The sequence below is a fragment of the Rhodococcus sp. WB9 genome (assembly GCF_007558985.1).
GTDB classification, from domain to species: Bacteria; Actinomycetota; Actinomycetes; order Mycobacteriales; family Mycobacteriaceae; genus Rhodococcus_F; species Rhodococcus_F opacus.
The window spans coordinates 5495001-5521407 of the sequence record NZ_CP041769.1; the positions used below are offsets into that span (position 1 = coordinate 5495001).

At 67.0% G+C, this 26407-nt stretch carries 25 protein-coding genes (1 of these 25 running past the window's edge); 3 read left to right on the plus strand and 22 right to left on the minus strand.

The features are described 5' to 3' along the window. A protein-coding gene (locus FND50_RS25660) for a cob(I)yrinic acid a,c-diamide adenosyltransferase (RefSeq protein ID WP_144287553.1) crosses the window boundary here: on the plus strand, positions 1 to 338 show its 3' portion. It extends 238 nt beyond the left edge of the window; 338 of the gene's 576 nt are visible here — the last part of the coding sequence; its start codon lies off the left edge, out of view; the stop codon is at positions 336 to 338. Here the strand turns inward: FND50_RS25660 and FND50_RS25665 are convergent, their stop codons facing one another. The 21 genes from FND50_RS25665 to argS all read right to left on the minus strand — a co-directional run bounded on the left by FND50_RS25665 (position 339) and on the right by argS (position 22064). After that, a complete protein-coding gene (locus tag FND50_RS25665; RefSeq protein WP_005571048.1) occupies positions 339 to 761 on the minus strand; it encodes a DUF2550 domain-containing protein in 423 nt (140 codons plus the stop codon). Between the two features lie 48 nt (positions 762 to 809). Beyond that, positions 810 to 1178 (minus strand): F0F1 ATP synthase subunit epsilon, encoded by a 369-nt coding sequence (locus FND50_RS25670; RefSeq protein WP_005252961.1) that lies wholly within the window; start codon positions 1176 to 1178, stop codon positions 810 to 812. 6 nt (positions 1179 to 1184) lie between these two features. Next, complete coding sequence (atpD, locus tag FND50_RS25675; protein WP_005252960.1) at positions 1185 to 2636, minus strand: F0F1 ATP synthase subunit beta; 1452 nt, start codon at positions 2634 to 2636, stop codon at positions 1185 to 1187. A gap of 3 nt (positions 2637 to 2639) precedes the next feature. Continuing rightward, entirely contained in the window at positions 2640 to 3620 is a 981-nt protein-coding gene (locus FND50_RS25680; RefSeq protein ID WP_005264500.1) for a F0F1 ATP synthase subunit gamma, read from the minus strand. A 48-nt stretch (positions 3621 to 3668) separates the two neighbouring features. Then, positions 3669 to 5312: a F0F1 ATP synthase subunit alpha gene (gene atpA / locus FND50_RS25685; RefSeq protein ID WP_005252958.1), complete on the minus strand. Its 1644-nt coding sequence runs from the start codon at positions 5310 to 5312 to the stop codon at positions 3669 to 3671. 62 nt (positions 5313 to 5374) lie between these two features. After that, positions 5375 to 6202, minus strand: coding sequence for a F0F1 ATP synthase subunit delta (locus tag FND50_RS25690; protein WP_186301153.1), 828 nt, complete (start codon positions 6200 to 6202; stop codon positions 5375 to 5377). Between the two features lie 5 nt (positions 6203 to 6207). After that, positions 6208 to 6768 (minus strand): F0F1 ATP synthase subunit B, encoded by a 561-nt coding sequence (locus FND50_RS25695; protein ID WP_105422742.1) that lies wholly within the window; start codon positions 6766 to 6768, stop codon positions 6208 to 6210. A gap of 7 nt (positions 6769 to 6775) precedes the next feature. Beyond that, positions 6776 to 7021: an ATP synthase F0 subunit C gene (locus tag FND50_RS25700; protein WP_005252955.1), complete on the minus strand. Its 246-nt coding sequence runs from the start codon at positions 7019 to 7021 to the stop codon at positions 6776 to 6778. Positions 7022 to 7107: 86 nt separating this feature from the next. Further along, positions 7108 to 7890: a F0F1 ATP synthase subunit A gene (atpB, locus tag FND50_RS25705; protein ID WP_005264492.1), complete on the minus strand. Its 783-nt coding sequence runs from the start codon at positions 7888 to 7890 to the stop codon at positions 7108 to 7110. A 327-nt stretch (positions 7891 to 8217) separates the two neighbouring features. Continuing rightward, on the minus strand, positions 8218 to 8691 hold the full coding sequence (locus FND50_RS25710) for a hypothetical protein (RefSeq protein WP_007300049.1): 474 nt from the start codon (positions 8689 to 8691) through the stop codon (positions 8218 to 8220). Positions 8692 to 8729: 38 nt separating this feature from the next. Then, a complete protein-coding gene (locus tag FND50_RS25715; protein ID WP_144287555.1) occupies positions 8730 to 9911 on the minus strand; it encodes a glycosyltransferase family 4 protein in 1182 nt (393 codons plus the stop codon). Next, positions 9908 to 10564 carry an L-threonylcarbamoyladenylate synthase gene (locus FND50_RS25720; protein WP_011594474.1) on the minus strand — a complete coding sequence of 219 codons (657 nt, stop codon included), beginning with the start codon at positions 10562 to 10564 and terminating at the stop codon, positions 9908 to 9910. The genes FND50_RS25715 and FND50_RS25720 overlap by 4 nt, the downstream gene beginning before the upstream one ends. Continuing rightward, positions 10561 to 11490, minus strand: a complete 930-nt coding sequence (gene prmC, locus FND50_RS25725) for a peptide chain release factor N(5)-glutamine methyltransferase (protein ID WP_144287556.1) — start codon at positions 11488 to 11490, stop codon at positions 10561 to 10563. The genes FND50_RS25720 and prmC overlap by 4 nt, the downstream gene beginning before the upstream one ends. A 53-nt stretch (positions 11491 to 11543) precedes the next feature. Next, the gene (gene prfA / locus FND50_RS25730) at positions 11544 to 12623 is read right to left on the minus strand and encodes a peptide chain release factor 1 (RefSeq protein ID WP_144287557.1); all 1080 of its coding nucleotides are present in this window, start codon (positions 12621 to 12623) and stop codon (positions 11544 to 11546) included. A gap of 92 nt (positions 12624 to 12715) precedes the next feature. Beyond that, entirely contained in the window at positions 12716 to 12958 is a 243-nt protein-coding gene (gene rpmE / locus FND50_RS25735) for a 50S ribosomal protein L31 (protein WP_005252948.1), read from the minus strand. Positions 12959 to 13184: 226 nt separating this feature from the next. Beyond that, entirely contained in the window at positions 13185 to 15287 is a 2103-nt protein-coding gene (gene rho, locus FND50_RS25740; RefSeq protein WP_144287558.1) for a transcription termination factor Rho, read from the minus strand. Between the two features lie 328 nt (positions 15288 to 15615). Continuing rightward, positions 15616 to 16560, minus strand: coding sequence for a homoserine kinase (gene thrB, locus FND50_RS25745; protein ID WP_039952663.1), 945 nt, complete (start codon positions 16558 to 16560; stop codon positions 15616 to 15618). Between the two features lie 44 nt (positions 16561 to 16604). After that, positions 16605 to 17687 (minus strand): threonine synthase, encoded by a 1083-nt coding sequence (thrC, locus tag FND50_RS25750; protein WP_005264471.1) that lies wholly within the window; start codon positions 17685 to 17687, stop codon positions 16605 to 16607. Next, on the minus strand, positions 17684 to 18997 hold the full coding sequence (locus FND50_RS25755) for a homoserine dehydrogenase (RefSeq protein ID WP_005252944.1): 1314 nt from the start codon (positions 18995 to 18997) through the stop codon (positions 17684 to 17686). Before FND50_RS25755 ends, thrC begins: the two co-directional genes overlap by 4 nt. Beyond that, on the minus strand, positions 18994 to 20415 hold the full coding sequence (lysA, locus tag FND50_RS25760; protein ID WP_144287559.1) for a diaminopimelate decarboxylase: 1422 nt from the start codon (positions 20413 to 20415) through the stop codon (positions 18994 to 18996). Before lysA ends, FND50_RS25755 begins: the two co-directional genes overlap by 4 nt. Then, positions 20412 to 22064: an arginine--tRNA ligase gene (gene argS / locus FND50_RS25765; protein ID WP_144287560.1), complete on the minus strand. Its 1653-nt coding sequence runs from the start codon at positions 22062 to 22064 to the stop codon at positions 20412 to 20414. Before argS ends, lysA begins: the two co-directional genes overlap by 4 nt. Before the next feature lie 218 nt (positions 22065 to 22282). On the opposite strand from argS, the gene FND50_RS25770 reads away from it, so the two are divergent. Further along, positions 22283 to 23200 carry a DUF3105 domain-containing protein gene (locus FND50_RS25770; RefSeq protein WP_144287561.1) on the plus strand — a complete coding sequence of 306 codons (918 nt, stop codon included), beginning with the start codon at positions 22283 to 22285 and terminating at the stop codon, positions 23198 to 23200. Further along, positions 23193 to 23903, plus strand: coding sequence for a DUF305 domain-containing protein (locus FND50_RS25775; protein WP_144287562.1), 711 nt, complete (start codon positions 23193 to 23195; stop codon positions 23901 to 23903). Before FND50_RS25770 ends, FND50_RS25775 begins: the two co-directional genes overlap by 8 nt. 9 nt (positions 23904 to 23912) lie before the next feature. Here FND50_RS25775 and FND50_RS25780 read toward each other — a convergent pair whose 3' ends face one another. Next, positions 23913 to 26315, minus strand: coding sequence for a phosphoketolase (locus tag FND50_RS25780; protein ID WP_144287563.1), 2403 nt, complete (start codon positions 26313 to 26315; stop codon positions 23913 to 23915). Between the last annotated feature and the right edge of the window lie 92 nt (positions 26316 to 26407).

Consider the following 26407-nt stretch of genomic DNA (forward strand, 5'->3'; position numbering starts at 1 on the left):
CGGTGGAGGCCGAACCGAAGTACCCGCCGCTGCGGATCTCCGACGAGTACATCGACCGCCTCGAGGGCTGGTGCGACAAACTGAACGAACGCCTGGCGCCGCTGAATTCCTTCATTCTCCCCGGCGGCACGGCACTGGGAGCTCTTCTGCACGTGGCGCGGACCGTGACCCGGCGGGCCGAACGGTCTGCGTGGGCGGCCGTGGACGCGAACCCGGAGACTACCCACGCACTCCCCGCGAAATACCTCAACCGGCTGTCGGATCTGCTGTTCATCGTCAGCAGGCTCGCGAACCCCGAGGGCGACGTGCGCTGGAAGCCCGGGGCCGGAAAGTCCTGATCAGAGTCGGCGACCGCGAACCGATCGGCCGGACGGCCGTGATTCGACCCAGGACAGGAACGCGGTCAACGCTCCACCGTCCAATGCGATCTCGTACGAGCTACCGCGGTCCTTGACCGACAGGATGATGATTTCCTCGGACATGATGTCGAATTCGGAGCCCTCCGGGCTGCGACGACCTGCGACTTCGATGCCCTGACGGTCGATGCGCGAATCAGGGCCCGGACGCAAACTCGACAGTTTGAAGAAGACGAGGGAACCCTCGCCGTAGCGGATGACGCCGTGGCGCCACCCGGTGTCCCCCGGGGCAGGCGTCACCCGGAGGATCGCCGCGGTGCCACCGCGGCGCAGTACTGCAAGCCGATACAAAAAGACCGCGACGAAGGCCGCGAGCAGCACAACCAGAATGATCAACACAGTCATTCCGATTGTCACTGTTCGTCGGCTCCGTCGCGGTCTTTCTCGTGCAGCCTAAGCGCGCTCTACAGCGCGGATCCGACCCTTGGCGACAGCAATCGCCTCGAGATCGTCTCCGCTCTCTGCGAGCACGGCCTTGGCCGCTTCCACATCGATGTCCTCTGCCAAGTCGGCTGACTCGGCGAGGATCGTGACTGTCTTCGCGGTCACGGACAGGAACCCGCCGTGCACAGCAGCGACGATACGCTCACCGTCGGCCGTCGTGATCGCAACCACTCCGGCCTCGACCAGCTGTCCGAGAACCGGCTCATGCCCAGGCATGACGCCGATCTCGCCCTCGGTCGTCTGTGCGCTGACGAGAGTCGCCGAACCAGACCACAACCGTCGCTCCACAGCGACGAGTTCCACGGTCATCTCAGCCATCGTCGACTACTTCCCGGCGATCTTCTTGGCTGCAGCCTCGACGTCGTCGAGTCCACCACAGCTGTTGAACGCTTGCTCGGGCAGGTGATCGAACTCGCCCTTGCAGATGCGGTCGAACGCCTCGATAGTGTCGCGGAGCGGCACCACGGAGCCGGGCTCACCGGTGAACTTCTCGGCGACGATGAAGTTCTGGCCGAGGAACTTCTGCAGACGGCGGGCACGGCCGACGAGGACCTTGTCCTCTTCCTGCAGCTCGTCCATACCGAGGATGGCGATGATGTCCTGCAGTTCCTTGTACTTCTGCAGGATGCGCTTGACCTCGTTGGCGACCCGGAAGTGCTCGGCACCGACGATGCCGGGCTCCAGGATGCGGGAGGTGGAGGTCAGCGGGTCCACAGCGGGGTAGATACCCATCTGCGAGATCGGACGCGACAGCTCGGTGGTGGCATCGAGGTGCGCGAACGTCGTGGCCGGCGCCGGGTCGGTGTAGTCGTCGGCGGGCACGTAGATCGCCTGCAGCGAGGTGATGGAGCGACCACGCGTCGAGGTGATGCGCTCCTGCAGCTCACCCATCTCGTCAGCCAGGGTCGGCTGGTAACCCACGGCCGAAGGCATACGACCGAGCAGGGTCGACACCTCGGAACCGGCCTGGGTGAAACGGAAGATGTTGTCGATGAACAGCAGCACGTCCTGGCCCTGGACATCGCGGAAGTACTCCGCCATGGTCAGCGCGGACAGGGCGACGCGCATACGCGTTCCCGGCGGCTCGTCCATCTGGCCGAAGACGAGGGCCGTGTCCTGGAGGACGCCCATCTCTTCCATCTCGAGGTGAAGGTCGGTGCCCTCACGGGTGCGCTCACCGACGCCTGCGAACACCGAGGTTCCGGAGAACTCGCGGGCGATACGGGTGATCATTTCCTGGATCAGAACGGTCTTGCCGACACCGGCGCCACCGAACAGACCGATCTTTCCACCCTTGACGTACGGGGTGAGGAGGTCGATGACCTTGATGCCGGTCTCGAGGATCTCCGTCTTACCCTCGAGCTGGTCGAAGGCCGGTGGCTTGCGGTGGATGCCCCACTGCTCGCCGTCGCGACCCGTTCCGGGAGCGTCGAGGCAGTCACCCAGCGCGTTGAACACGTGGCCCTTGACGACGTCACCGACGGGAACCGAGATCGGCTTGCCCGTGTCGGACACCGAGGTGCCGCGGATCAGGCCGTCGGTGGGCTGCATCGAGACGGTGCGCACCAGGTTGTCGCCGAGGTGCTGTGCGACCTCGAGGGTCAGCGTCTTGGCGACCGAGGGGAGCGTGATCTCGGCGTGCAGGGCGTTGAACAGTTCAGGAATAGCGCCACGCGGGAATTCAACGTCCACGACGGGACCGATGACCCGCACGACGCGGCCGGCAACGGACGAACCCGAGCCTGCCCCGTTGTTTTCGGTTACTGCTGCGGTCATTGCTTAGTCACTTCCTGCGCTCGAGGCAAGCGCATTCGCGCCGCCGACGATCTCGCTGATTTCCTGGGTGATCTGGGCCTGGCGAGCCTGGTTTGCCTGACGGCTCAACGTGTTCACCAGTTCGTTTGCGTTGTCCGTCGCCGCCTTCATGGCGGTACGACGGGCAGCCGACTCCGACGCCGCAGCATCCAGCAGCGAGGAGTAGATGCGGGTGCTGATGTACTTCGGCAGCAGGGCACCGAGCAACTTGTCGGGTTCCGGCTCGAAGTTGTATCCGGCGACCGGTTCCGAGTTGCTGGATCCGTGACCGTTGGACAGCATGTCTTCGCCGAGTTCGACGCGCTCCTCGGAGACCATCACCTCGAGGGGAGCCATCCGGCGAACCTCGGGAGACTGGGTCAGCATCGACACGAAGCGGGTGTACACGATGTGCAGCTCGTCGACGCCTTCGATGGTGCCCTCGCCGTTCGGCGCGGGGACCTCCGAGCCGGATCCGGCCATGAACAGGTCGACCAGGTGCCGGCTCGCCTTGGCAGCGTCGGAGTAGCCCGGATCCTGGGAGAACCCGGTCCACGCACCTCCCAAGTCGCGGCCACGGAACGTGTAGTACCCCAAGCCCTTGGATCCGAGCACGTAGATGACCGGATCCTTGCCCTCGCTGCGCAGCAGCTGGAACAGCTCCTCGGCCTCCTTGAGGACGTTGGAGTTGTAACCGCCGCACATACCGCGGTCGCTGGTGACGACCAGAACCGCGGCCCGCTTGGGATCGGTGCGCTCGTTGAGCAACGGGTGGTCCAGCGAAGCCGACGCGCTCGCCAGCTCCGACAGAACCTTCGTGATCTCTTCGGCGTACGGCTTCGCCGCGGCGACGCGGGACTGTGCCTTCGTGATGCGCGAGGTCGCGATCAGTTCCTGGGCCTTGGTGATCTTCTTGGTCGAGTTGACCGACTTGATGCGAGACCTCAGTTCGAGAATGCTTGCCATCGATCGATCACTCTCCCTTCATGTTTCGCAGCATCATGGGCAGGCCGCTCACTTGCTGACGGTGGTGCGCTTGACGTTGATCTGCTCGTGGCCGACCTCGCCGGCGTCCAGAGCTTCAGCCTCGGCCTCGTTCACGACCCGGCTTCCGTCGGACGCGATGAAGGTTTCCTTGAACTTGTCGGTGGCCTCGACCAGTGCCTTGGCGTTGTCGGCGTCGAGGGCCTTGCCGCCCTTGATGCTCTCGTACACGCCGGAGGCGGTGCGGTGCAGCTCGTCGAGCAGCTCGGCCTCGAAGCGACGGACGTCACCGACGGGCACGCTGTCGAAGACACCTTCGCCGGCGAGGTAGATCGACACGATCTGGTCCTCGACGGGGATCGGGCTGTACTGATCCTGCTTGAGCAGCTCCACCAGGCGGGCACCACGCTCGAGCTGTGCCTTCGAGGCGGCGTCCAGGTCGGAAGCGAAAGCGGAGAACGCTTCGAGCTCACGGAACTGAGCCAGTTCCAGACGCAGCGAACCGGAAACCTTCTTCATGCCCTTGGTCTGCGCGGCGCCACCGACTCGGGAAACCGAGATACCGACGTTGATGGCGGGACGGACACCCTTGTTGAACAGGTCCGACTCGAGGAACACCTGACCGTCGGTGATGGAGATGACGTTGGTCGGGATGTAGGCCGAGACGTCGTTGGCCTTGGTCTCGATGATCGGCAGTGCGGTCAGCGAGCCTCCACCCAGGGCGTCGGACAGCTTGGCCGAACGCTCCAGCAGGCGGGAGTGCAGGTAGAAGACGTCACCGGGGTATGCCTCACGTCCCGGCGGGCGACGCAGCAGCAGCGAGATGGCGCGGTACGCCTCGGCCTGCTTGGTCAGGTCGTCGAACACGACCAGGACGTGCTTGCCCTGGTACATCCAGTGCTGGCCGATGGCGGAGCCGGTGTAGGGCGCGAGCCACTTGAAACCGGCGGAGTCGGAGGCCGGGGCGGCGACGATGGTGGTGTACTCCATCGCGCCCTGCTCCTCGAGGGCAGCCTTGACGCCCGCGATGGTGGAGCCCTTCTGGCCGATCGCGACGTAGATGCAGCGAACCTGCTGCTTCTCGTCGCCGGTCTCCCAGTTGGCCTTCTGGTTCAGGATCGCGTCGATGCAGACGGCGGTCTTGCCCGTCTTACGGTCGCCGATGACGAGCTGACGCTGTCCGCGGCCGATCGGGGTCATCGCGTCGATGGCCTTGATGCCGGTCTGCAGCGGCTCCTCGACGGGCTGACGCTCGAGCACCGAGGCAGCCTGCAGTTCGAGGGCGCGGGTCTCGTTGCTCTCGATCTCGCCCAGGCCGTCGATCGGCTGACCGAGCGGGTTGATGACGCGGCCGAGGAAGGCGTCGCCGACGGGTACCGACAGCACGTCGCCGGTCCGCTTGACTTCCTGGCCTTCCTGGATGTTCTCGTAATCGCCCAGGATGACGGCACCGATCTCGGTGGCATCCAGGTTGAGCGCGACACCCAGAATTCCGCCGGGGAACTCCAGCAGTTCGTTGGCCATCGCCGAAGGCAGGCCACTGACGTGCGCGATGCCGTCGCTGGTGTCGGTCACAAGGCCGACCTCTTCGCGGGAGGCCTCCGGGGAGTAGCTCGCGGTGTAGTTCTCGATCGCACTACGGATCTCGTCGGAGGAGATCGTCAGCTCCGCCATGTTTTTCCTGCTCTCGGTGTCTGGTCTTCGAAAAGATCTGGGGTATGGGGTTCGGTTGCGGACTACTTGAGGGACTTCCGCAACGCTGCGAGACGTCCCGCGCCGCTGCCGTCGATCACCTCGTCGCCCACCCGGACGACCAAGCCGCTGAGGAGTTCAGGATCGACCTCCACGTGAACCGTCACCGGCTTCCCGTAGGTACGGGTGAGGGTGGCGGTCAGCCGATCCGACTGCTCACTGGACAGCGGAGCAGAGCTGCGCACCTTGGCGACAACTGCTTCCCGCTGTGCTGCTGCCAGATTCGACAGTTCGTCGAAGGCGTCCGCGGGTGCGGAGTTCTTCAACCGGCCCACTGCCTGGGTCGCCAGCGCCTCGGCGACAGCGGTGACCTTGCCGTACAGCAGCTTGGAGAGCAGTTCACGCTTCCTCTTAGCCGGCACGGAACGGTCGGACAGTGCCTGCTCGAGCTTCGGGTCACCGGCAACGATGCGGCCGAGGCGGAAGAGCTCGTCCTCGACAGCGTCGAGCTGTCCCTGATCGGCCGCTGCCTTCAGCAACGATTCCCGACCGACGAGCACCAGCGAGTTGAGCAGGTCGGAGGTGACGGACCAGTCCTGGCCCACCGCCGCCTTCAGGACGGCGAGGGTCTCGGCCGAGACCTTGCCACCGAATACCTGCTCGGCCAGACCTTCGCGAACGTTCCCGGGCGTCGAGGTGTCCGACAGGGCACTCCGGAGAGTGCGCTGCTCGTCCAGGACCTCGACGACCGAGAACAGCTCGGCCCCGATCTGGGCCGCGGCCGCTGTGGCTGCTCCGGCAGAGACGGATCCCAAGGCCGAAGACAACGCAGCACGGGTCTGCGTCAAGGCCTCACGGCTCGCTGCGTACATGGTGCTCACTTCCCTGCTGCGGAATTTGCGCCGATGGTGTCGAGCTCGTTCAGGAAGCGATCGACCGTGCCGGCCCGCTTGACGTCGTCGGCGAGGGACTCACCGATGACCTTCTCAGCGAGGTCGACCGCGGTGCGGCCGAGATCGGCGCGCAGTTCGGCGACAATCTGCTGACGCTGGGCAACCAACTGGTTGTTGCCGGCGGCCACGATGCGGTCGCTTTCTTCCTGAGCCTGTGCCTTCATTTCGGCGATGATCTGCTGCCCCTGGGTGCGCGCGTCCTCACGGATCTGCGCAGCCTCGGTGCGAGCTTCGGCGAGCTGGGCGCGGTACTGCTCGAGCGCCGCCTTCGCTTCGGCCTGGGCTTCTTCGGCCCGCTTGATGCCGCCGTCGATCTGCTCGGTTCGCTCGGCAAGGACCTTCTGGAACATCGGAAGGACGTACTTCCAGAAGACGAAACCAACGATGACCAGGCAGACGATCGACCAAACGATGTCATACGTCGCGGGGAGGAGAGGGTTGTGACTCTCTTCCTCTGCCGCGAGCAATGCGATGTTGGCTGCCATGACGGTCTTAGAAAATGAAGCCGGCGACGAGGCCGATCAGCGCGAGGGCTTCGGTGAAGGCGATACCGAGGAACATCGTGGTACGAACCTGTCCGGCCATCTCGGGCTGGCGAACCATTCCCTCGATCGCCTTACCGACGACGATGCCCACGCCGATGCCGGGGCCGATCGCGGCGAGACCGTAGCCGATGGCTCCGAAGCCCGTCGAGTTGGTTTCCTGGACAGCTTCCTGAGCGAGGTAGGCGAGGCTCATGGTGTTCCGTTCCCTTTCTGTTGACCTCCGCCGGATTCGGCGGGAGGCTCAGTTCTTGGTGTAGCTGGTCGTGAAAACTTGTGGTGCTAGTGCGAATCCGCGTGCAGCGCCAGATCGATGTACACCGATGTGAGCAGCGCGAAGACGTAGGCCTGCAGGAAGATCACCAGCAGTTCGAAGAAGGTGAATGCAATGCCGGCGGCAAGCGAGGCCACACCGAACACGGCCTGGAAGCCACCGGAGACGAAGAAGAAGTACTGGGTGGCGCTGAAGAACAGCACCAGCAGGATGTGGCCGGCCAGCATGTTGGCCATGAGACGAACCATGAGGGTGAACGGCCGGAGGACGAACGTCGAGATGAACTCGATCGGCACGAGCAGGAAGTGCAGCGGAAGCGGAACACCGGGGACCACGATGCTGCTCTTCACGTACTTGAAGAAGCCGTACTTCTTGATGCCGACGTAGTTGAACACGATGTACGCCAGAGCGGCGAGCACCAGCGGCATGCCGATTCGCGCGTTCGGCGAGATATTGATGAAGGGGATGATGCTGCCGAGGTTGCTGGCGAGCACCAGGAAGAAGATGGTGGTGATGACCGGCAGGAAGCGCTTGCCCTGCTCCTTGCCGAGAATCTCTTCCGCGATATTGATCCGGACGAAGTCGAGCGCGATCTCACCGATGTTCTGGACACCGCGCGGAATGATCTTCGGGCTGCGCATCGCGATGACGAAGAAGAGCATCATCAGTCCGGACAGCAGGATGCGAACCAGCATCAGGCGGTCGAGTTCGAACGGAGTCCCTTCGAACAGGACCGCGGGCGGGAAGAAGTCGTTCAGGGAAGGCGCGTGGAATTCTTCTCCAGCAGCCACGTTGATGACGCTCAGCGTTCTCTCCCGTAGTCGGTCCGCAGCCTTCGTTGACTGCGGTTCGATCGGACATTGACGATCAAACAAGTCGACAAGCTCGACTCGCGTATTCGTCAGCTGCTGCGGACTGATCGAGTCCAGCGTCTGTCGGTGTCGGCGACTCTCGTCGACTCGGCGGCCCTGAAAGCGCGGCCACCTACAAGCATGCAATACCGGCGAGTAACTTACTCGCACTCTCATTGCTCTCGCTTGACCCAGACCTTAGCAAGTCATCTACGACGTTGTGTAGACGGGGTCCGGGTCGATTCAATTTTACTACATCTCGTAGTACTACTTATCGTCCGATTCCGGCGATCCGGCGTCGTCCGACGGCGTGGGCTCGACGTACGGCGCCTTGGTTCCCAGAACTCCGAACGTCTCCGCCCCCAGCACGATCACCAGCGACAGCACCATGACCAGCACCAATGCCGTCTTGTCGTAGAAGTCGAGCGGTTTGAGGATCGCCAGGACCGTGATCGCGAGGATCATCTTCAACAACCACGTACCGAGCAGTACCGCTCCCGCCGTCAAGGCCGGAAGTTTCGCGGTGAACAGCACACCCAGTGCGGTGCACAGGATGAACCCTCCCCCGACTGCCGCACCGAGAAGAGCGCCGTACAGACCGGGCTTGCCCGCGACGAGAAACGCGATGATCGAGCCGACCACTGCCAGCACGATCAGACCGAGAACTCCGTAGCGGACGGCAGCCCGCAACGATGCGGTGTGATCAGGGGCGGAGGCGGGGGTGAACGTCACGGTCGCCAAGGGTAGTGGATCTTCGCCGGTCCGCCGCAACCCTCCGGTCAGCCGCGACGGTCGTGCTGCTGTCCGCGAATCGACGGAACGGCCGTGACGACCAGCGCGAAGACGAGGCCTCCCGCAACCAGGAGGACGACGACGCGACGGTCGAACAGGGCCGATCCGACCGCGCCGAACGCCAGGACACCGACCCACAAGTAGATGAGCAGCACGACGCGACGGTGCGAGTGCCCGATCTGCAGGAGCCGGTGGTGGAGGTGCATCTTGTCGGGACTGAACGGGCTCACCCCCGCACGGGTGCGCCGGACCACGGCGAGCAGCAGGTCGAGGATCGGGATGAACATGACGGCACCGACGAGGAGCAGCGGAGAGAGAAGTCCGAGCAGGTCGCGGGTGCCGTACGCCGTCAGCGGGATGCGACCGGACGCGCTGGTGGAGATGGCCGCGAGCATCAGGCCGATCAGCATGGAGCCGGAGTCGCCCATGAAGATCTTGGCGGGCTGGAAGTTGTGCGGCAGGAATCCGAGACACGCACCTGCCAGCGCCGCGGCGATCAGCGCGGGCGGATACGCGCTGACGTCGCCGCCCTGATCGTGCAGAAGCCCCACCGAGAACACGCAGATCGCGAGCGAGGAGATCAGACCGAGGCCCGCCGCGAGGCCGTCGAGGCCGTCGACGAAGTTCATGGCGTTCACCATCACGACCGCGACACCCACCGTGACGAGACCGGCCTGGAGCTGGTCGAGGATGACGGTGCTGCCGTCCCCGAACGGCATATAGATGATGAACCAGCTCACCCCCATCACGACGAGGATCCCCGCCGCCGTGACCTGGCCGACGAACTTGGTGAGCGCGTCCAGGCCCCACCGGTCGTCGACCACACCCACCAGCACGATCACGAACCCCGAGACCAGGGCCGCGGGTATGTCGGCGGTGAACTCGAATCCCCTGGTGAGGGCAGGTAACTGCTGCGCGAACAACAACGCGACGAGCATTCCGAGATACATGCCGACCCCGCCGAGGCGCGGCGTCGGAGTGACGTGGACGTCGCGGTCCCGCGGCACGGCCACCGCCCCGAACCGGAGTGCGAACAGCCGCACGGCCCCGGTGGCCAGGTAGGTGACCACCGCAGCGGTGAAGAGGACGAGCAGGAGTTCACGCAGCGGGACACCCGCGCCCCCACCTGCTTGGGCCAGCGCCACGCCGGCCGATTCGGCAGCACTCACTGGGCGGACAGGCTCTCCGCCGTCACTCCGAGCACGTCGGCGACATCGCCGGTGGGCACGGCACCTTCACGCAGAATCCGGGGGGTCGCACCGGTGAGGTCGACGATCGTCGATGCCTGCCCCTGCTCGGCCCGACCACCGTCGAGGTACACGCTCGCCGATCCGCCGAGTTGCTCGCGCGCCTCCTCCACCGTCGTCGCGGGCGGCTGCCCGGAGACGTTCGCGCTCGACACCGCCAGCGGTCCGACTTCACGCAACAGTTCGAGGGCGACCGGGTGCAGCGGCATGCGCAGCATGACCGTGCCCCGGGTGTCGCCGAGATCCCACGCCAGCGAAGGCGCTTGTTCCACAACGAGACTCAGCCCGCCCGGCCAGAACGCCCGGATGAGGTCGCGCGTCTGCGGGCGGACGCTGTACACCAGGCCGTCGATCGTGTTCCACGAGCCGACGAGCACGGGAACCGGCATGTCGCGTCCGCGACCCTTGGCCCGCAGGAGGGCGGCGACAGCCTCGCTGTCGAATGCGTCCGCGCCGATTCCGTACAGCGTGTCCGTGGGGAGCACGACGAGCCGCCCGGCCTTCAGCGCATTCTTGGCCGCACTCATTCCGGCGGAGCGTGAATCGGGAAGGCCACAGTCGTAAACGGTACTCACCCGCCCATTCTTTCACCCTCGGCGACGGCCCCTGCACGCCGCGCCTCGATATCCGTTGCGACGCGCCGGGCGACCACGAAGCGCGGCTTGCCTGCGAGGTCCGGGTGCTCCGCGACCTCGCCGAACACCCGGCGGGACGCGAACAGTGCCGCCACGTCGGACCCGTTGGAGTCGTCGTGCTCGATGCCGACCGCTCCCCCGATCCGCAACCAGCGCGCGACGTTGGAGATCATCGGCTTGATGACGGACAGACCGTCCGGTCCGGCGAACAGCGCGCTGTGCGGATCGTGGTCGGCCACCTCGGGTTCGAGCTCGACACCTTCCGGGATGTACGGCGGGTTCGCCACGATCAGGTCGACGCCGCCTTCGAGCCCGGCCAGCAACGTCCGATCGGTCACGTCGCCCTGATACAGCCGGATCGGTGCGTCACCTGCCTGTTCGCGGGCATCGGCGTTGCGCCGGGCCCACGCGAGAGCGTGCGGTTCGAGTTCGACGGCGTGCACGACGGCGTCGGGGCGGGCATTGGCGATCGCGAGCGCGAGCGCGCCCGACCCGGTGCACAGGTCGAGGACCACCGGCGGATGCTGATCGCAGCTTCCGAGGAACGCGAGCGCCCAGCCGAGCAGCAGTTCCGTCTCGGGACGCGGCACGAAGACCCCGGGGCCGACCTCGATGTCGATGTCCCCCATCGCGGCGGTACCGAGGATGTACTGCAACGGAATCCGCTTGGCGCGCTGGTCGACCATCTTCTTGTAGGCGTCGATCACCGACTCGTCGACCAGCGGGACGAGGCCGAGCCGGGTCCGCTCCACCCCCAGCAGGTGGGCCGCGAGCAGTTCGGCATCCGCACGGGAGCTACGCACCCCGGCCTCGTCGAGTTGCGCAGTTGCGTCGATCAGGGCCAGGCGAAGAGGAAGGCGACTCACAGGTACAGACTGCCACGCGGCTCGCCGTCCGGTGGCGCGGTCCCGCTTCGCGGTTACTCCGCGGCGAGCCTCGCCTCGCGGTCCGATTTGCCCAAGGCGTCCAGCAGAGCATCGAGGTCGCCGTCCAGGACCGCATCCAGGTTGTGGGACTTGAAACCGATCCGGTGATCGGTGATGCGGTTCTCCGGGAAGTTGTAGGTGCGGATGCGCTCCGAACGGTCGACGGTGCGCACCTGACTCTGCCTGCCCGCCGACGCCTCGGCATCCGCGGCTTCCTCGGCGGCGGCCTGCAGCCGCGCGGCCAGCACCTGCATGGCGCGGGCCTTGTTCTGCAGCTGTGAGCGCTCGTTCTGGCAGGTCACGACGATTCCGGTGGGCAGGTGCGTGATCCGGACCGCGGAGTCGGTGGTGTTGACACCCTGACCACCCTTGCCCGAGGAGCGGTAGACGTCGATGCGCAGATCGGTTTCGTCGATCTGCACCTCCTCGACCTCTTCCGGTTCCGGGTAGATGAGGACACCGGCGGCGGACGTGTGGACGCGTCCCTGCGATTCCGTGACGGGCACGCGCTGCACGCGGTGGACACCACCCTCAAACTTCAGTCGCGCCCATACCCCGTCACGCACATCGCCCTTCGACTTGATCGACAGCGTCGCGTCCTTGTATCCACCCAGATCGGACACCGTCGCGTCGAGGATCTCGACACGCCAGCCGTGACGCTCGGCGTACCGCACGTACATCCGGGCCAGATCGGAGGCGAACAGCGCGGATTCCTCGCCGCCCTCCCCCGACTTCACCTCGAGCACCACGTCGTCACCGTCGTGGGGATCGCGGGGGGCCAGAAGGTCGGTGAGGGTCTTGTCGAGTTCCAGGACCTGCGCCTCGAGTTCGGGTACCTCGGCGGCAAAGCTGGAGTCGTCGGCGGCGAGTTCGCGTGCGGCATCCAGATCGTCCTGCGCCGACTTGAGCCTGGTGTACGTCGCCATGATCGGCGCGAGCTCGGCGAATCGCTTGCCCGCCTTGCGGGCCGCGGAAGCGTCGTTGTGCAGGGCCGGGTCCGCCAACTGCTGCTCCAGGCCGGCATGTTCGGCCAGGATGTCGTCGATGGCCGACGGCTGGGTGGTCCCTGCCATGATTCGCTCCGCTCTGCGTTTCTTTCGGGAATGGGCACAAAAAAGCCGACGCCCGGCCTGCAATTATCGCAGGACGGGCGTCGGCGAAACAGCTAGGACTCTGCAGATTCCTTGGCTGCGCCCTTGCCGGCGCGCTTGCCGTAGCGAGCCTCGAAGCGGGCGACACGTCCACCGGTGTCGAGGATCTTCTGCTTGCCGGTGTAGAACGGGTGGCACTGCGAGCAGACCTCGACGTTGATACGTCCGGTCTCCTTGGTGCTGTGGGTCTCGAAGGTGTTTCCGCAACCGCAGACCACGGTGGTGGCCACGTAGTTGGGGTGAATGCCTGACTTCATGGTGTCCCTTTCAATGGTCGCCGGGTCGCCTTCGCCGTTCGAAGACGTGAACCGGAACCGGACTCAGCCGCTCAGTATGCCAGATCGCAGGTTCGCGATCCCAATCGGCATTTGTGCTTGCGGTGTGGTCAACGCGGGTGGTCCGCGTTTTGTTCCACGGTGATTCTCGAGGGAAAACAGCGGGGCCCGGCGACCGAGAGTCGCCGGGCCCCGCGTCGGGTCGAGATCAGTCGTCGATCGCGCCCGGAGCAGTCTTCGACACCTGCATGAGGAACTCGATGTTGCTCTTGCTCTTCTTGAGGCGGTCGATCAGCAGATCGATGGCCTGGTGCGAGTCGAGACCCGAGAGCACGCGCCGGAGCTTGTGCAGCACCGCCGCCTCGTCCGGGCTGAGCAGCAGCTCGTCCTTACGCGTACCCGACGGGTTCACGTCCACGGCCGGGAACACACGACGTTCCGCGATCTTGCGGTCGAGCTTCAGCTCGGCGTTACCGGTGCCCTTGAACTCCTCGAAGATCACGGTGTCGCCGGTGGAACCGGTCTCGACCATGGCCGTCGCGATGATCGTGAGCGAACCGCCGTTCTCGATGTTGCGCGCAGCACCGAGGAAACGCTTCGGCGGATACAGCGCGGTCGAGTCGACACCACCGGAGAGGATGCGTCCCGAGGCCGGCGACGAGTTGTTGTACGCACGGCCGAGGCGGGTGATCGAGTCGAGGAGGACGACGACGTCCTTGCCCGCCTCCACCAGACGCTTCGCACGCTCGATGGCCAGCTCGGCGACCGAGGTGTGGTCTCCCGGCGGACGGTCGAAGGTCGAGGAGATGACCTCGCCCTTCACCGAACGCTGCATGTCGGTGACCTCTTCGGGACGCTCGTCGACCAGCACGACCATGAGGTAGCACTCGGGGTTGTTGGTCGCGATGGCGTTGGCAATGGCCTGCAGAACGCTGGTCTTACCGGCCTTCGGCGGGCTCACGATCAGCGCACGCTGTCCCTTGCCGATCGGCATCACCAGGTCGATGACACGGGTCGTCAAGATGTTCGGCGTCGTCTCCAGACGCAGCCGCTGATTCGGGTACAGCGGGGTGAGCTTGCCGAACTCGGGGCGCTTCTTGGCCGCTTCCACGTCGCCACCGTTGACGGTGTCGATGCGGACCAGCGGGTTGAACTTCTGGCGCTGGTTGCCCTGCTCGCCTTCGCGTCCGACCCGGACGGCGCCGGTGATGGCGTCGCCGCGGCGGAGACCGTTCTTGCGGATCAGGTTCATCGACACGTAGACGTCGTTCGGTCCGGCCAGGTAGCCGGAGGTCCGCACGAACGCGTAATTGTCGAGGACGTCCAGGATGCCGGCGACCGGCTGCAGGACGTCGTCCTCGCGGATCTCGGTCTCGCGGGCGTCACCGCCGCCGCCTTCGCCGCGGTCGCGTCCACGACGACGTTCGCGGAAGCGACGTCCGCGGCGTCCGCGACCGCCTTCCTCGTCGTCGCCCGGGCGGTTGTCGTTGTTGCGCGGGCCGTTGCTGCCCTGGCTGCGGTCGCCACGGTTGTCGCGATCGCCCCGGTCACCGCGGTCGCCCCGGTCACCGCGGTCACCGCGGTCACCGCGAGTGTCGCCACGATCACCGCGGTCGCCGCCCCGCTCACGTCGGCTGCGGTCGCCGCCCTGTTCGCCGGAGCCGTCCTGCTTGGCCGGCTTCTCGGCGGAATCCTGACGGTCGTCGGCCTGCTTGCGCTCGGCCTGCTGCGTGTCGGTGGCATTCGCCGAGGCGGTGTCCTGAGCGTTGCTGCCCTGGTCACCCTGCTCGGGTGCGCCTGCCCGACGCGCGGATCCGCGGCGCTGACGCCCGCGACGGCCGCCTTCGGCGGTGTCGGAGTCGGTGGGTGCGCCGTCGCCCGTCGCGGGTTCGGCCGACTTGGGCTCGGCGGTCTTCTCCGTGGTCTCCGCCTGCGGAGTCACTTCGAGTTCGGTCTGAGCGGACTGTTCGCGCTTCGCGCGCGTGGCCCGGGTCCGGGGAGCGGCTTCCGTCGCGGCAGCGGCCGGGGCGGAAGAGCCGCCCTGACGCTCCTTGATCGCGGCAATCAGGTCGCCCTTGCGCATCCCCGAAATGCCCTTGATGCCCAGCTCACCTGCGAGAGTGCGGAGCTCGGTGAGCACCATTCCGGACAGCCCGGCACCCCGGCGCGCCTCGGCGCGCTTGGTGGAGGCTGTCACGGCACCGGTGCCGGGTGCGGTCGATGACGCCTGTGAAGAGTCGCCTGCCTGCGCGCCAACGGTATCCACCGAGGAGGCGCGCACAGGAGCGGCGATGAGGTCCGTATCGGTCACGGAGGTCCTTTCCTTCCCTCACTCGCGCTGCGCAGAGTCGAGGGTTCGTCCCGTAATTCGGTTTCGAATACCGAATTCGGATGTGCCGTACGTAGTTGCATGTGAAGAACTGCCGGCTTGCCCGCCATCACATCACCCTTGAAACAGGCGCGTACTCGCAATCCCTACACGACAGATAGTGCGGAGGATCGTGCCAGGAGCCGTCAACCCCGATTGACCTGGAGTAATTGCCCTGGTGAAGCACCGGCGTCTGATGCGCACGATGTACGGACATTGCCCAGGATAGCTGTGAACGACCGTAGGGGCAAGGAGACGCCCCTACGGCGTGTCAGCTGGTCCGGACGCCGTCCGCCACGTCCAGTTCGAGAACCTGCAACCCCTCGGCCTCGGCCTGCGCTCGAAGATCCACGGGGAAAGGCTCCGTGGTCAATGCGAGGACGGTCGGTCCGGCTCCCGAGACGGTGGCGGCGATACCCGCCTTGCGGAGGACGGCGATCCATCGCGTCGTGAGCGGGAGAGCCGGAGCGCGCTGCGTCTGATGCAGTCGGTCCTCGGTGGCCGCCATCAGGAGGTCGGGACGCTCTGTGAGCGCCACCACAGCGAGGGCCCCGCGGCTGACGTTGAACGCCGCGTCCCGGTGGGGAACCGTCTCGGGCAACAGACCCCGCGTGTGGGCGGTCGACGAGCGCTCCCCCGGCACGAGAGCGACGACGCGGATCGCTGGATGGACCTTCAGCGCGACCGCCGAGTAGATGTCGGTGGCCGCGGGCGCTCCGTCGGTCTGCTCGCCCGCGCAACTCCACGACACCACGGCACCGCCGAGCACGCTCGCCGACGCGTTGTCGGGGTGCCCTTCGAATTCGGACGACAGCTGGACGAGCTGATCGAGCGACAGTCCGAGTTCGGGGTCGAGCTTGATCGCCAGGCCGTTGGCGGCCGCCAGCCCCCCGACGACGGCGGAGGCCGACGAACCCAGGCCCCGAGAATGGGGTATCGCGTTGCGGCACACCACATCCAGGCCTTCAGCCCACACACCCGCCGATTCCAGGCCACGTTCGATGGCCCGGACCACGAGATGGGACGGACCCCACGGCACGTCGTCGGCACCCTCGCCTTCGACCCGGATCTTCAGCCCCGAACCCGTGGTGGTCACGGTGATCTCGTCGTACAGTCCGAGCGCGATACCCAGCGTGTCGAAGCCCGGGCCGAGGTTGGCGCTCGACGCAGGCACGCGGGCGGTCACGGTGAGGCCAGTGGGGAGGGTCTGTGTCATGGCAGCGGTGTGGTCCTGCGGCGTGGTGGGCGTGGGCGCCACCACTACGCCAGCTCGAGGGCCGACGCGACCGCGACAGGATCGACCGGGATCGGTTGAACCTCAGGCATACCCGCCAACGCCGTGTCGGGGTCCTTGAGGCCGTTACCGGTGACCGTGCAGACGACGGTCAGCCCCGAGTCCAGCCAGCCCTCCTTGCGGGCGGCGAGCAGACCTGCGACGCTCGCGGCCGAGGCGGGCTCGACGAACACCCCTTCGGTCCTGGCGATCAGCCGGTACGCCTCGAGGATCTCGTCGTCGGTCGCGGCCCGGAAAGCGCCGTGCGACTCTTCCTTGGCGGTGACCGCGCCGTTCCAGGACGCGGGCGAGCCGATGCGGATCGCGGTCGCGATCGTCTCCGGGTCCTTCACCGGTGCGCCGTGGACGAGCGGGGCGGCGCCGGCGGCCTGGACGCCGAGCATGCGCGGCTTCACGCTGGTGAGCCCGTCCGCGTAGTACTCGGAGTACCCGCGCCAGTACGCGGTGATGTTACCCGCGTTGCCGACCGGGAGCGCGTGCACGTCGGGGGCCTTGCCCAGTGCGTCGCAGATCTCGAAGGCCGCGGTCTTCTGGCCCTCGATGCGGACCGGGTTGACCGAGTTCACGAGCCCGATCGTGGGGAACTCCGCGGTGGTCTTGCGGGCCAGTTCGAGACAGTCGTCGAAGTTGCCCTGCACCTGGATGATCCGCGCGCCGTGCATGACGGCCTGCGCGAGCTTGCCCATCGCGATCTTGCCCTGCGGCACCAGCACGGCGCAGGTCATCTTCGCCTTGGCGGCGTACGCGGCGGCGGAAGCTGACGTGTTACCCGTGGACGCGCACAGAACAGCCTGCTGACCGCGGGCGAGCGCGTCGGTGACGGCCATCGTCATGCCGCGGTCCTTGAACGAACCGGTCGGGTTGAGCCCCTCGACCTTCAGGTAGACGTCGCAACCGGTGAGTTCCGAGAGGTGCCCGGCGGGCAGCAGCGGGGTACCGCCCTCGCGCAGGGTGACCGTCTTCCAGTTAGGTCCGATGGCGAGGCGGTCGCGGTAAGCCTCGATCAGCCCCGGCCAGGGGATGTGAACGGGGTTACGGGTGCCGGTCATTGTTCGGTGCCTTCCAGTCGCAGCACGCTGGTCACAGCGGTGACGAATTCGAGTTTGCTCAGTGCCTCAACGGTTTCCGACAGAGCAGAATCCGTCGCGACGTGGGTCACGACGACGAGGCGGGCACCGTCGCCGGCGCCTTCCTGCCGCACGGTGGAGATGCTGACGCCGTGCTGCGAGAATTCGGCAGCCACCGCCGACAGGACCCCGGCCTTGTCCGTCACCTGCATGTTGACGTAGTAGCGCGTGGGGATGTCGCCGATCGGCGCGATCTTCAGCTTGGCGTACTTGGACTCGCGGGGTCCGCGGCCACCGTTCACCTTGTTGCGCGCGGCCATCACCAGGTCGCCCATCACTGCCGACGCGGTGGGGGCGCCGCCTGCGCCCTGCCCGTAGAACATCAGGCGTCCGGCGTTCTCCGCCTCGACGACGACGGCGTTGAACGCACCGTTGACCGAGGCCAGCGGATGTTCCAGCGGCACGAGCGCCGGGTAGACCCGCGCGGAGATCCGCTCCTTGCCCTCGGGGGTGGTGATCCGCTCGCAGATGGACAGCAGCTTGATCGTGCAGTCGAGTGCACGAGCCGACGTCAGGTCGGCCGCGGTGATCTTGGAGATCCCCTCGCGGTACACGTCGGCGGCCGTGACCCGGGTGTGGAATGCGATCGACGCGAGGATCGCCGCCTTGGCGGCGGCGTCGTAGCCCTCCACGTCGGCGGTCGGATCGGCCTCTGCGTATCCCAGGCGTCCGGCCTCGGCGAGGGTCGCGGCGTAGTCCGCGCCGGTCTCGTCCATCGCCGACAGGATGAAGTTGGTGGTTCCGTTCACGATTCCGGCGACCTTGTTCACCCGGTCACCGGCGAGGGACTGGATGAGCGGGCGGATCACGGGGATCGCGCCGGCCACGGCGGCCTCGAAGTAGAGGTCGACGTTGTGCAGTTCCGCGGCCTCGGCCAGTTCACCCGTGTGATCGGCGAGCAGCGCCTTGTTGGCGGTGACGACGGACTTGCCGGAGTTGAGCGCCGAGAGGATCAGCTTGCGGGGCAGGTCCATGCCGCCGATCACCTCGACGACGAGGTCGACGTCGTCGCGGGCCACGAGTGACTCCGCGTCGGTCGTCTGCAACTCCTCGGGAATTCCGCGGTCCTTGCCGGGGCGGCGCACGGCCACTCCGCGCAGTTCCAGCGGGGCACCGACGCGAGCCTCGAGGTCTTCGCTGTGCTCCCGCAGGATGCGCACGACCTCGCTCCCGACGTTGCCGAGGCCGAGGACGGCCACACCGATAGCGCGATGCGCCGATTCGCTCGTCACTCCTGTACCTCCAAGCTCAGCAGGTCTTCCACGGTTTCCCTCCGGAGGATCACGCGCGACTGTCCGTCGCGCACCGCCACCACGGCAGGGCGGGCGAGCAGGTTGTACCTGCTCGACATCGAATAGCAGTATGCACCGGTGGCCGCGACGGCGAGCAAATCGCCGGCGTCGATGTCCTCGGGCATCCAGGTGTCGCGGATCACGACGTCGCCGGACTCGCAGTGCTTACCGACGACGCGGGACACCACCGGTGCCGCGTCGCTGACCCGCGAGACCAGTTTGGCCTCGTACTCCGCCTGGTACAGCGCGGTACGGATGTTGTCGCTCATTCCGCCGTCGACGCTGACGTACCGGCGGGTGAGGTTGGCGCCGACGGTGACGTCCTTGATGGTGCCGACCTCGTACAGCGTCACCGTGCCGGGTCCGGCGATCGCGCGTCCGGGTTCGACGGCCAGCGTCGGCTCCGGCAGACCGGCGAGCGCCGACTCGTTGCGCACGATGTCGCCGAGTTTGGCGGCGAGCTGGTCGACCGGCGGCGGGTCGTCGGTGGGGACGTAGGAGATTCCCATGCCGCCGCCGAGGTCGATGATCGAGATCTGGGCGGTCTTGTCCACGCCGAACTCCGCGACGACGTCCCGCAGCAGCCCGATCACGCGGTGTGCGGCCAACTCGAAGCCGTCGACGTCGAAGATCTGCGAGCCGATGTGGCTGTGGAGTCCGACCAGCCGCAGATTGTCGGCGGCGAAGACCCGGCGGACCGCGTCGATCGCCTTTCCGCCCGCGAGCGAGAACCCGAACTTCTGGTCCTCGTGGGCCGTGGAGATGAATTCGTGGGTGTGTGCCTCGACTCCGACCGTCACGCGGATCAGAACGTCCTGCAGCACACCGGCTTCGGCGGCCACCTTGTCGAGGCGGTCGATCTCCGTGGCGGAGTCGACCACGATGTGCCCGACCCGGGCCGACACGGCGGCGTTCAGCTCGGCGACCGATTTGTTGTTGCCGTGCATGGCAATTCGCTCCGCCGGGAATCCGGCGTGCAGGGCGACCGCCAGTTCACCGCCCGACGCGACGTCCAGGGACAGGCCCTCGTCGGCGACCCAGCGGGCGATCTCGCCGCACAGGAACGCCTTGGACGCGTAGTGCACCTTGGCGGTGGGCCCGAACGCACGGGCCATGTCGCGGCAGCGGGACCGGAAATCGTCCTCGTCGACCACGAACAATGGGGTGCCGTACTTCTCGGCCAGTTCGGTGACCGGGATGCCCGCCAGGCTGACGACTCCATCCGCGGCGCGGTGCGCGTTGCGGGGCCACACCTCGGGAGAGAGTGCGGCGAATGCGGCCGCGTCGGCGGGACGTTCGGGCAGACCTGGTGCGTGCAGCTGTTCGGCGTGCTTGGGACCTGCGGGGTGCGCGTTCACATCTGCTCCGGTGCGCTGACGCCGAGCAGGGCCAGTCCGTTGGACAGGACCTGACGGGACGCGTCGCACAGCGCCAGTCGCGCGATGTGCAGCGGGCCGATTTCCTCGTCGCCCTGGGGCAGGATCCGGCAGGCGCCGTAGAACCGGTGATAGGCACCGGCCAGCTCCTCGAGATACCGCGCAATGCGGTGCGGCTCACGCAGATTCGCGGCACTGGTGACGACGCGCGGGTACTCGCCGAGGGTGCGGATCAGATCGCCCTCCTGCTCCGAGACGAGCAGCGAGAAGTCGGGATCCGTGACCGCGACACCGAGGTCGGCGGCGTTGCGGGCGATGGCCGACAGGCGGGCGTGCGCGTATTGCACGTAGTACACCGGGTTCTCGTTGCCGGTGCTCGTCCACAGTTCGAGGTCGATGTCGATGCTCGAATCCACCGACGACCGGATCATCGCGTACCGCGACGCGTCGACGCCGATCGCCTCGACGAGGTCGTCGAGGGTGATGACCGTCCCGGCGCGCTTGCTCATCTTCACGGCCACACCGTCGCGGACGAGGTTCACCATCTGGCCGATCAGCACCTCGACGGTGTCGGGGTCGTCGCCGAACGCGGCCGCAGCCGCCTTGAGCCGGCCGATATACCCGTGGTGGTCGGCACCGAGCATGTAGATGCACAGGTCGAAGCCGCGGGAGCGCTTGTCCTGGAAGTAGGCGATGTCACCGGCGATGTACGCCGCGTTGCCGTCGCTCTTGATGACGACGCGGTCCTTGTCGTCGCCGAAGTCGGTGCTCTTGAGCCACCAGGCGCCGTCCTCCTGGAACAGGTTGCCGGAGTCCTTGAGCGTCTCGACGGCCTTCTCCACCGCACCGGACTCGAACAGCGAGTTCTCGTGGAAGTAGACGTCGAAGTCGACGCCGAACTCGTGCAGGGTGCGCTTGATGTGGGCGAACATCAGGTCGACGCCGATGGCGCGGAAGACTTCCTGTTGCTCGCCCGCGGGCAGTTCCAGCACGTCGGGGCGCTGCTGCTGCACCTGGGTGGCGATGTCGGCGATGTACGCGCCCGCGTAGCCGTCCTCGGGGGCGGGTTCGCCCTTGGCGGCCGCGATCAGCGAGCGGGAGAACCGGTCGATCTGGGCGCCGTGGTCGTTGAAGTAGTACTCGCGGGTGACTGCCGCGCCCTGGGTGGACAGGATCCGGCCCAGCGCGTCGCCTACGGCCGCCCAGCGCGTTCCACCGAGGTGGATGGGGCCGGTGGGGTTGGCCGAGACGAACTCGAGGTTGATCTTCTTGCCGTCGAGCGTGTGTCCGGACCCGAACGCGGCACCCTCCTCGAGGATCTTCGCGACGATCGCGCCCTGCGCGTCGGCGGCCAGGCGGATGTTGAGGAATCCCGGGCCCGCGATGTCGGCGCTGTCGATGCCCGCGGCCGCGGTCAGCGCCTCGGCGAGCCAGCCGGCCAGCTCACGCGGGTTGGTACCGACCTTCTTGGCCACCTGCATCGCGACGTTGGTGGCGTAATCGCCGTGCTCGGGATTGCGCGGACGCTCGACCGTGAGAGTTTCGGGGAGCACGGACACGTCGAGTCCGCGTTCGGCGAGCACTTTCGCGGCGGTTCCGCGGAGCAGTTCGGCAAGGTCAGCTGGAGTCACAGGTATCTATCCTATGGCCAACGCGTCCCGGGCGGTGATCCGCCTTCCCGCGAGTCCCGCCGCGGGCCCGGCGACCGCCGGCGAGCGTGGCCGCGGCCACTCTCCCAGGTTGCGCTCAGGGTGGGAAAGTACAGTGGTGTCGCCCTGAGTCCCGGCCCTCAGCTTCCGGTTACCGGGGGTCGAGCGCCCGTAACCCACACACCGAAAGATCACAATCGATGCCAAGCGGTTCGGAAAGTCGCGGTCCCGATAAGAACTCGGGCGCGAAGTCGGCGAAGGCCATCAAGGCCGCCAAGAAGAGGAGCGGCGGCGCGAAAGTCAAGGGTGGCGCGTCCGCTCCGCGGACCATCCCCTGGCTGACGATCGGCGCCGGAGCTGCCGTTCTCGCACTCGTGGCGATCCTCGCGATCAACCTGGTCCCCAAGTACCAGGCCAAGGAAGAAGCCGCGAAGTACGCGCCGAGCGCCGAGAATCCCGACCCGTCGGTCAACATCGACGGCGTCGTCAAGGTCGACTACCCGGCCGGCATCCACATCCAGCCGACGCAGCGCGTCGCGTACGACCAGTCGCCCCCGTTCGGCGGCCCGCACGACGCCATCTGGGCGACGTGCACCGGCACCGTCTACCCGAACGCGATCCGCACCGAGAACGCCGTGCACTCGCTCGAGCACGGCGCCGTGTGGATCGCCTACAACCCGGACGAGCTGTCCGCCGACCAGGTCGAGACGCTGAAGGACAAGGTGGACGGCGAGACGTACACGCTGATGTCGCCGTTCCCGGGCCTCGACAGCCCGGTCTCGGTGCAGTCGTGGGGCCACCAGCTGAAGCTGGACAGCGTCGACGACGAGCGCATCGACCAGTTCATCACCGCGCTGCGGATCAACAAGAACACCTACCCGGAGGTCGGCGCGAGCTGCTCATCCATCCCGGGCTCCGGTTTCGACCCCGACAACCCGCCGCCGTTCGACCCGAGCGCACCCGGCGCGGACGCGGTGCCGATGGACGGTGGCGGTATCAGCCCCGACCAGTCCGAGTCCGGTGGCGCGGGGACGCAGCTGCCCAGCGGCATGCAGCTCCCGAGCGACCTGCAGCTGCCGTCCGATCTGCAGCAGGCGCCGGAGGGCGGCAATGGCTAGTTCTGCCGAACCCGCAGACAATCCAGCCCCGTCCCGGCCCAGTCAGCGCACAGCGCTGCTGGTCATCGGGCTGATCGGCGCCATCGCCCTCGGATTCGCGCTCGGGTTCCTCGCCCGGCTTCCGCTCGACGACTCCGGCGCCCCGGTTCCCGAGGCCGGTTCCGTCGATGTCGGATTCGCGCAGGACATGAGCGTGCATCACAGCCAGGCGGTGGAGATGTCGGCGATCGCGCTGGCGGGCGCCACCGACCCGGCGGTGCGCGGCCTCGCGTACGACATCCTCACCACGCAGCAGAATCAGCTCGGGCAGATGCAGGGCTGGCTCGCGCTGTGGGATCAGCCGGCGCTGCCGTCCGGCGGCTACATGGGCTGGATGGAATCCGAGCACTCGGACGGTCACGACCACGGATCCGCCGACAGCGGGCACATGGGATCGATGTCGAAGATGCCGGGCATGGCGTCCTCGGAGGACATGGCCGCGTTGCGTCAGGCCACCGGTCCGGCCGTCGACGCCCTGTACCTCCAGCTGATGCTGCGTCACCACCAGGGCGGACTTCCGATGATGGAGTACGCGGCCCAGCACGCGTCGGAGGACGCGGTGCGCTCTCTCGCGCAGACGATGGTGGACACCCAGCAGAGCGAGTCGACGGTGATGACGAACATGCTCACCGCGAAAGGCGCTGCTCCCCTCCCGATGAACTGACTTCCGGCTTCACGACCACGTCCAGTCGCGCACCTCGGGCATGTCCTCGAGGTGCGCGACGACGTACTCGCCGTGCCGTTCGAGTTGCCGGAGGCAGAAATCGGCCAGTTCGCCGGCACCGGCCGGCTCTCTCCGCGTGCGTCGCAGGGCCTCGAGGACCAGGTGGTAGCGGCTCATCCGGTTGAGCACGACCATGTCGAACGGGGTGGTCGTGGTGCCCTGTTCGCTGAAGCCGCGAACGTGGAACCGGTCCGGGGCGGGACGCCCGTGGATCAGCTCGTGGACGGCGCGCGAGTACCCGTGGAACGCGAACACCACGTCCGTGTCCGCGGTGAACAGGTCGAGGAACATGCGTGCGTCGAATCCGTGCGGGTGTTCGGTGGGGGTGAGCAACCCCATCAGGTCGACGACGTTGACCACCCGGGTGACCAGGTCCGGCGTGTGTTCGCGCAGCAACTGCGCCGCGGCGAGGATCTCCTGGGTCGGGACGTCCCCGGCGGCGGCGAGCACGACGTCCGGGTCGGCGCCCACCGTGCCTTCCGTCCCCGCCCACTCCCACACCGACGCCCCGGCCGCGCAGTGCGCATGCGCCTCCGCGAGGGTCAGGTACTGCAGGTGCGGCTGCTTGTCGACCACGATGAGATTGACGTGGTCGGTGCTGCGGAGGCAGTGGTCGGCGATGGAGAGCAGAGTGTTCGAGTCGGGTGGCAGCCAGATCCGGACGACATCCGGTGCGAGCGGGATGACGGCGTCGATCATGCCCGGCCCCTGATGACTGAATCCGTTGTGGTCGTTGCGCCAGCACGTGCTGGTCAGCAGGACGTTCAGCGACGCCACCGGTGCCCGCCACGGCAGATCCACCGCGTGCTGCAGCCACTTCGTGTGCTGGACGAGCATCGATACGCTCACCATCGCGAACGCCTCGTAGCTGGCGAACAGCCCGTGCCGCCCCGACAGCAGATATCCCTCCAGCCATCCCTCGCAGAGATGCTCGCTGAGCACTTCCATCACCCGGCCGCGGGCTGACAGTCCGTCGTCGTAGTCGGTGACCGGCAGCTGCCAGCAGCGGTCGGTCACCTCGAACACGGCGCCCAACCGGTTGCTGGCCGTTTCGTCCGGGCAGAACAGCCGGAAGTATCCACCGCCGTCGGGCGTGGTGGTGGCGACGTACAGGTCGCGGAGCAGTTCCCCGAGCACCCGGGTGGTCTCGTGGAGGGTGGTGCCGGGCTTCTCGATCGCGAGCGCGTACTTCTCCAGCGGCGGCACGGGAAGATCGGCACGCAGGCGGCCGCCGTTCGCGTACGGCGACGAACCCATCCGCTTGTCGCCCTGCGGCGCGAGCCGCTCGAGGTCCGGAACGAGTGCGCCGGAGGAGTCGAACAGTTCACCGGGGCCGTAGGACCGCATCCACTCCTCGAGCTGACGCAGATGCGCCTCGTCGGTCCGCACTCCCGACAGCGGAACCTGATGCGCCCGGTGCGTGCCCTCGACGAGCACGCCGTCGACGGTGCGCGGACCGGTCCAGCCCTTCGGGGTCCGCAGCACGATCGCCGGCCACTTGGCTGCGCTGCGCCGGCCGGCCCGCGCCTCCCGCTGCAGGTCGGAGATCGCTGCGTGCGCGTCGGTGAGGGCGCGATGCAGCGCCGGGAAGACCTGTCTCGGGTCGTCGCCGGAGACGACGGTCGGCGCCCAGCCCTGACCGCCGAGGAACTCCTCGATGTCTGCGTCGCTGCTGCGACCGTAGACGGTGGGCCCGGCGATCTTCGCTCCGTTGACGTGCAGGATCGGCAACACCGCTCCGTCACGTTCCGGATCGAGGAATGCGGGGAGTTTCCACGAACCGGACAGTGGTCCGGTCTCGGCCTCGCCGTCTCCGATCACGCACGCCACCAATAGGTTCGGGTGATCGAATGCCGCCCCGGCGGCATGCGCGAGAGCGTAGCCGAGCTCGCCGCCCTCGTGGATGCTGCCCGGCGTCTGCACACTGACGTGACTCGGGATGCCACCCGGCGTCGAGAACTGCCGGCAGAGACGGTGGATACCGGCAGCATCGCGGGACACGCCCGGGTACACCTCCGAGTACGTCCCCTCCAGGTACGTGGCGGCGACGAGCGCAGGGCCACCGTGTCCGGGACCCGTCACGTAGAGACAGTCGGTATCGGTCCGGCGGATGAGACGGTTCAGCAGGGCGTAGATCATCGACAGACCCGGGCTCGTCCCCCAGTGCCCGAGGAGCCGGGGTTTGATGTGTTCGGGACGCAGCGGCGCACGCAGAAGCGCGTTGTCCTGCAGGTAGATCTGCGCGACCGTCAGATAGTTGGCCGCCGCCCACCACCGCAGGTCCAGATCGAGGTCGGAATCGGAATAGTGCCCGCCGGAATCCTGCGACCCGGCCTGCCGTCCATCGGTCATTCTCGACCCCTCCCCGAGAGTTCGCGAGCGTCCACGTCCTCCCGACACTAGGCGTGTTCGGGCCGCTACCGGGGCGAGTCCACGAAGTAGGG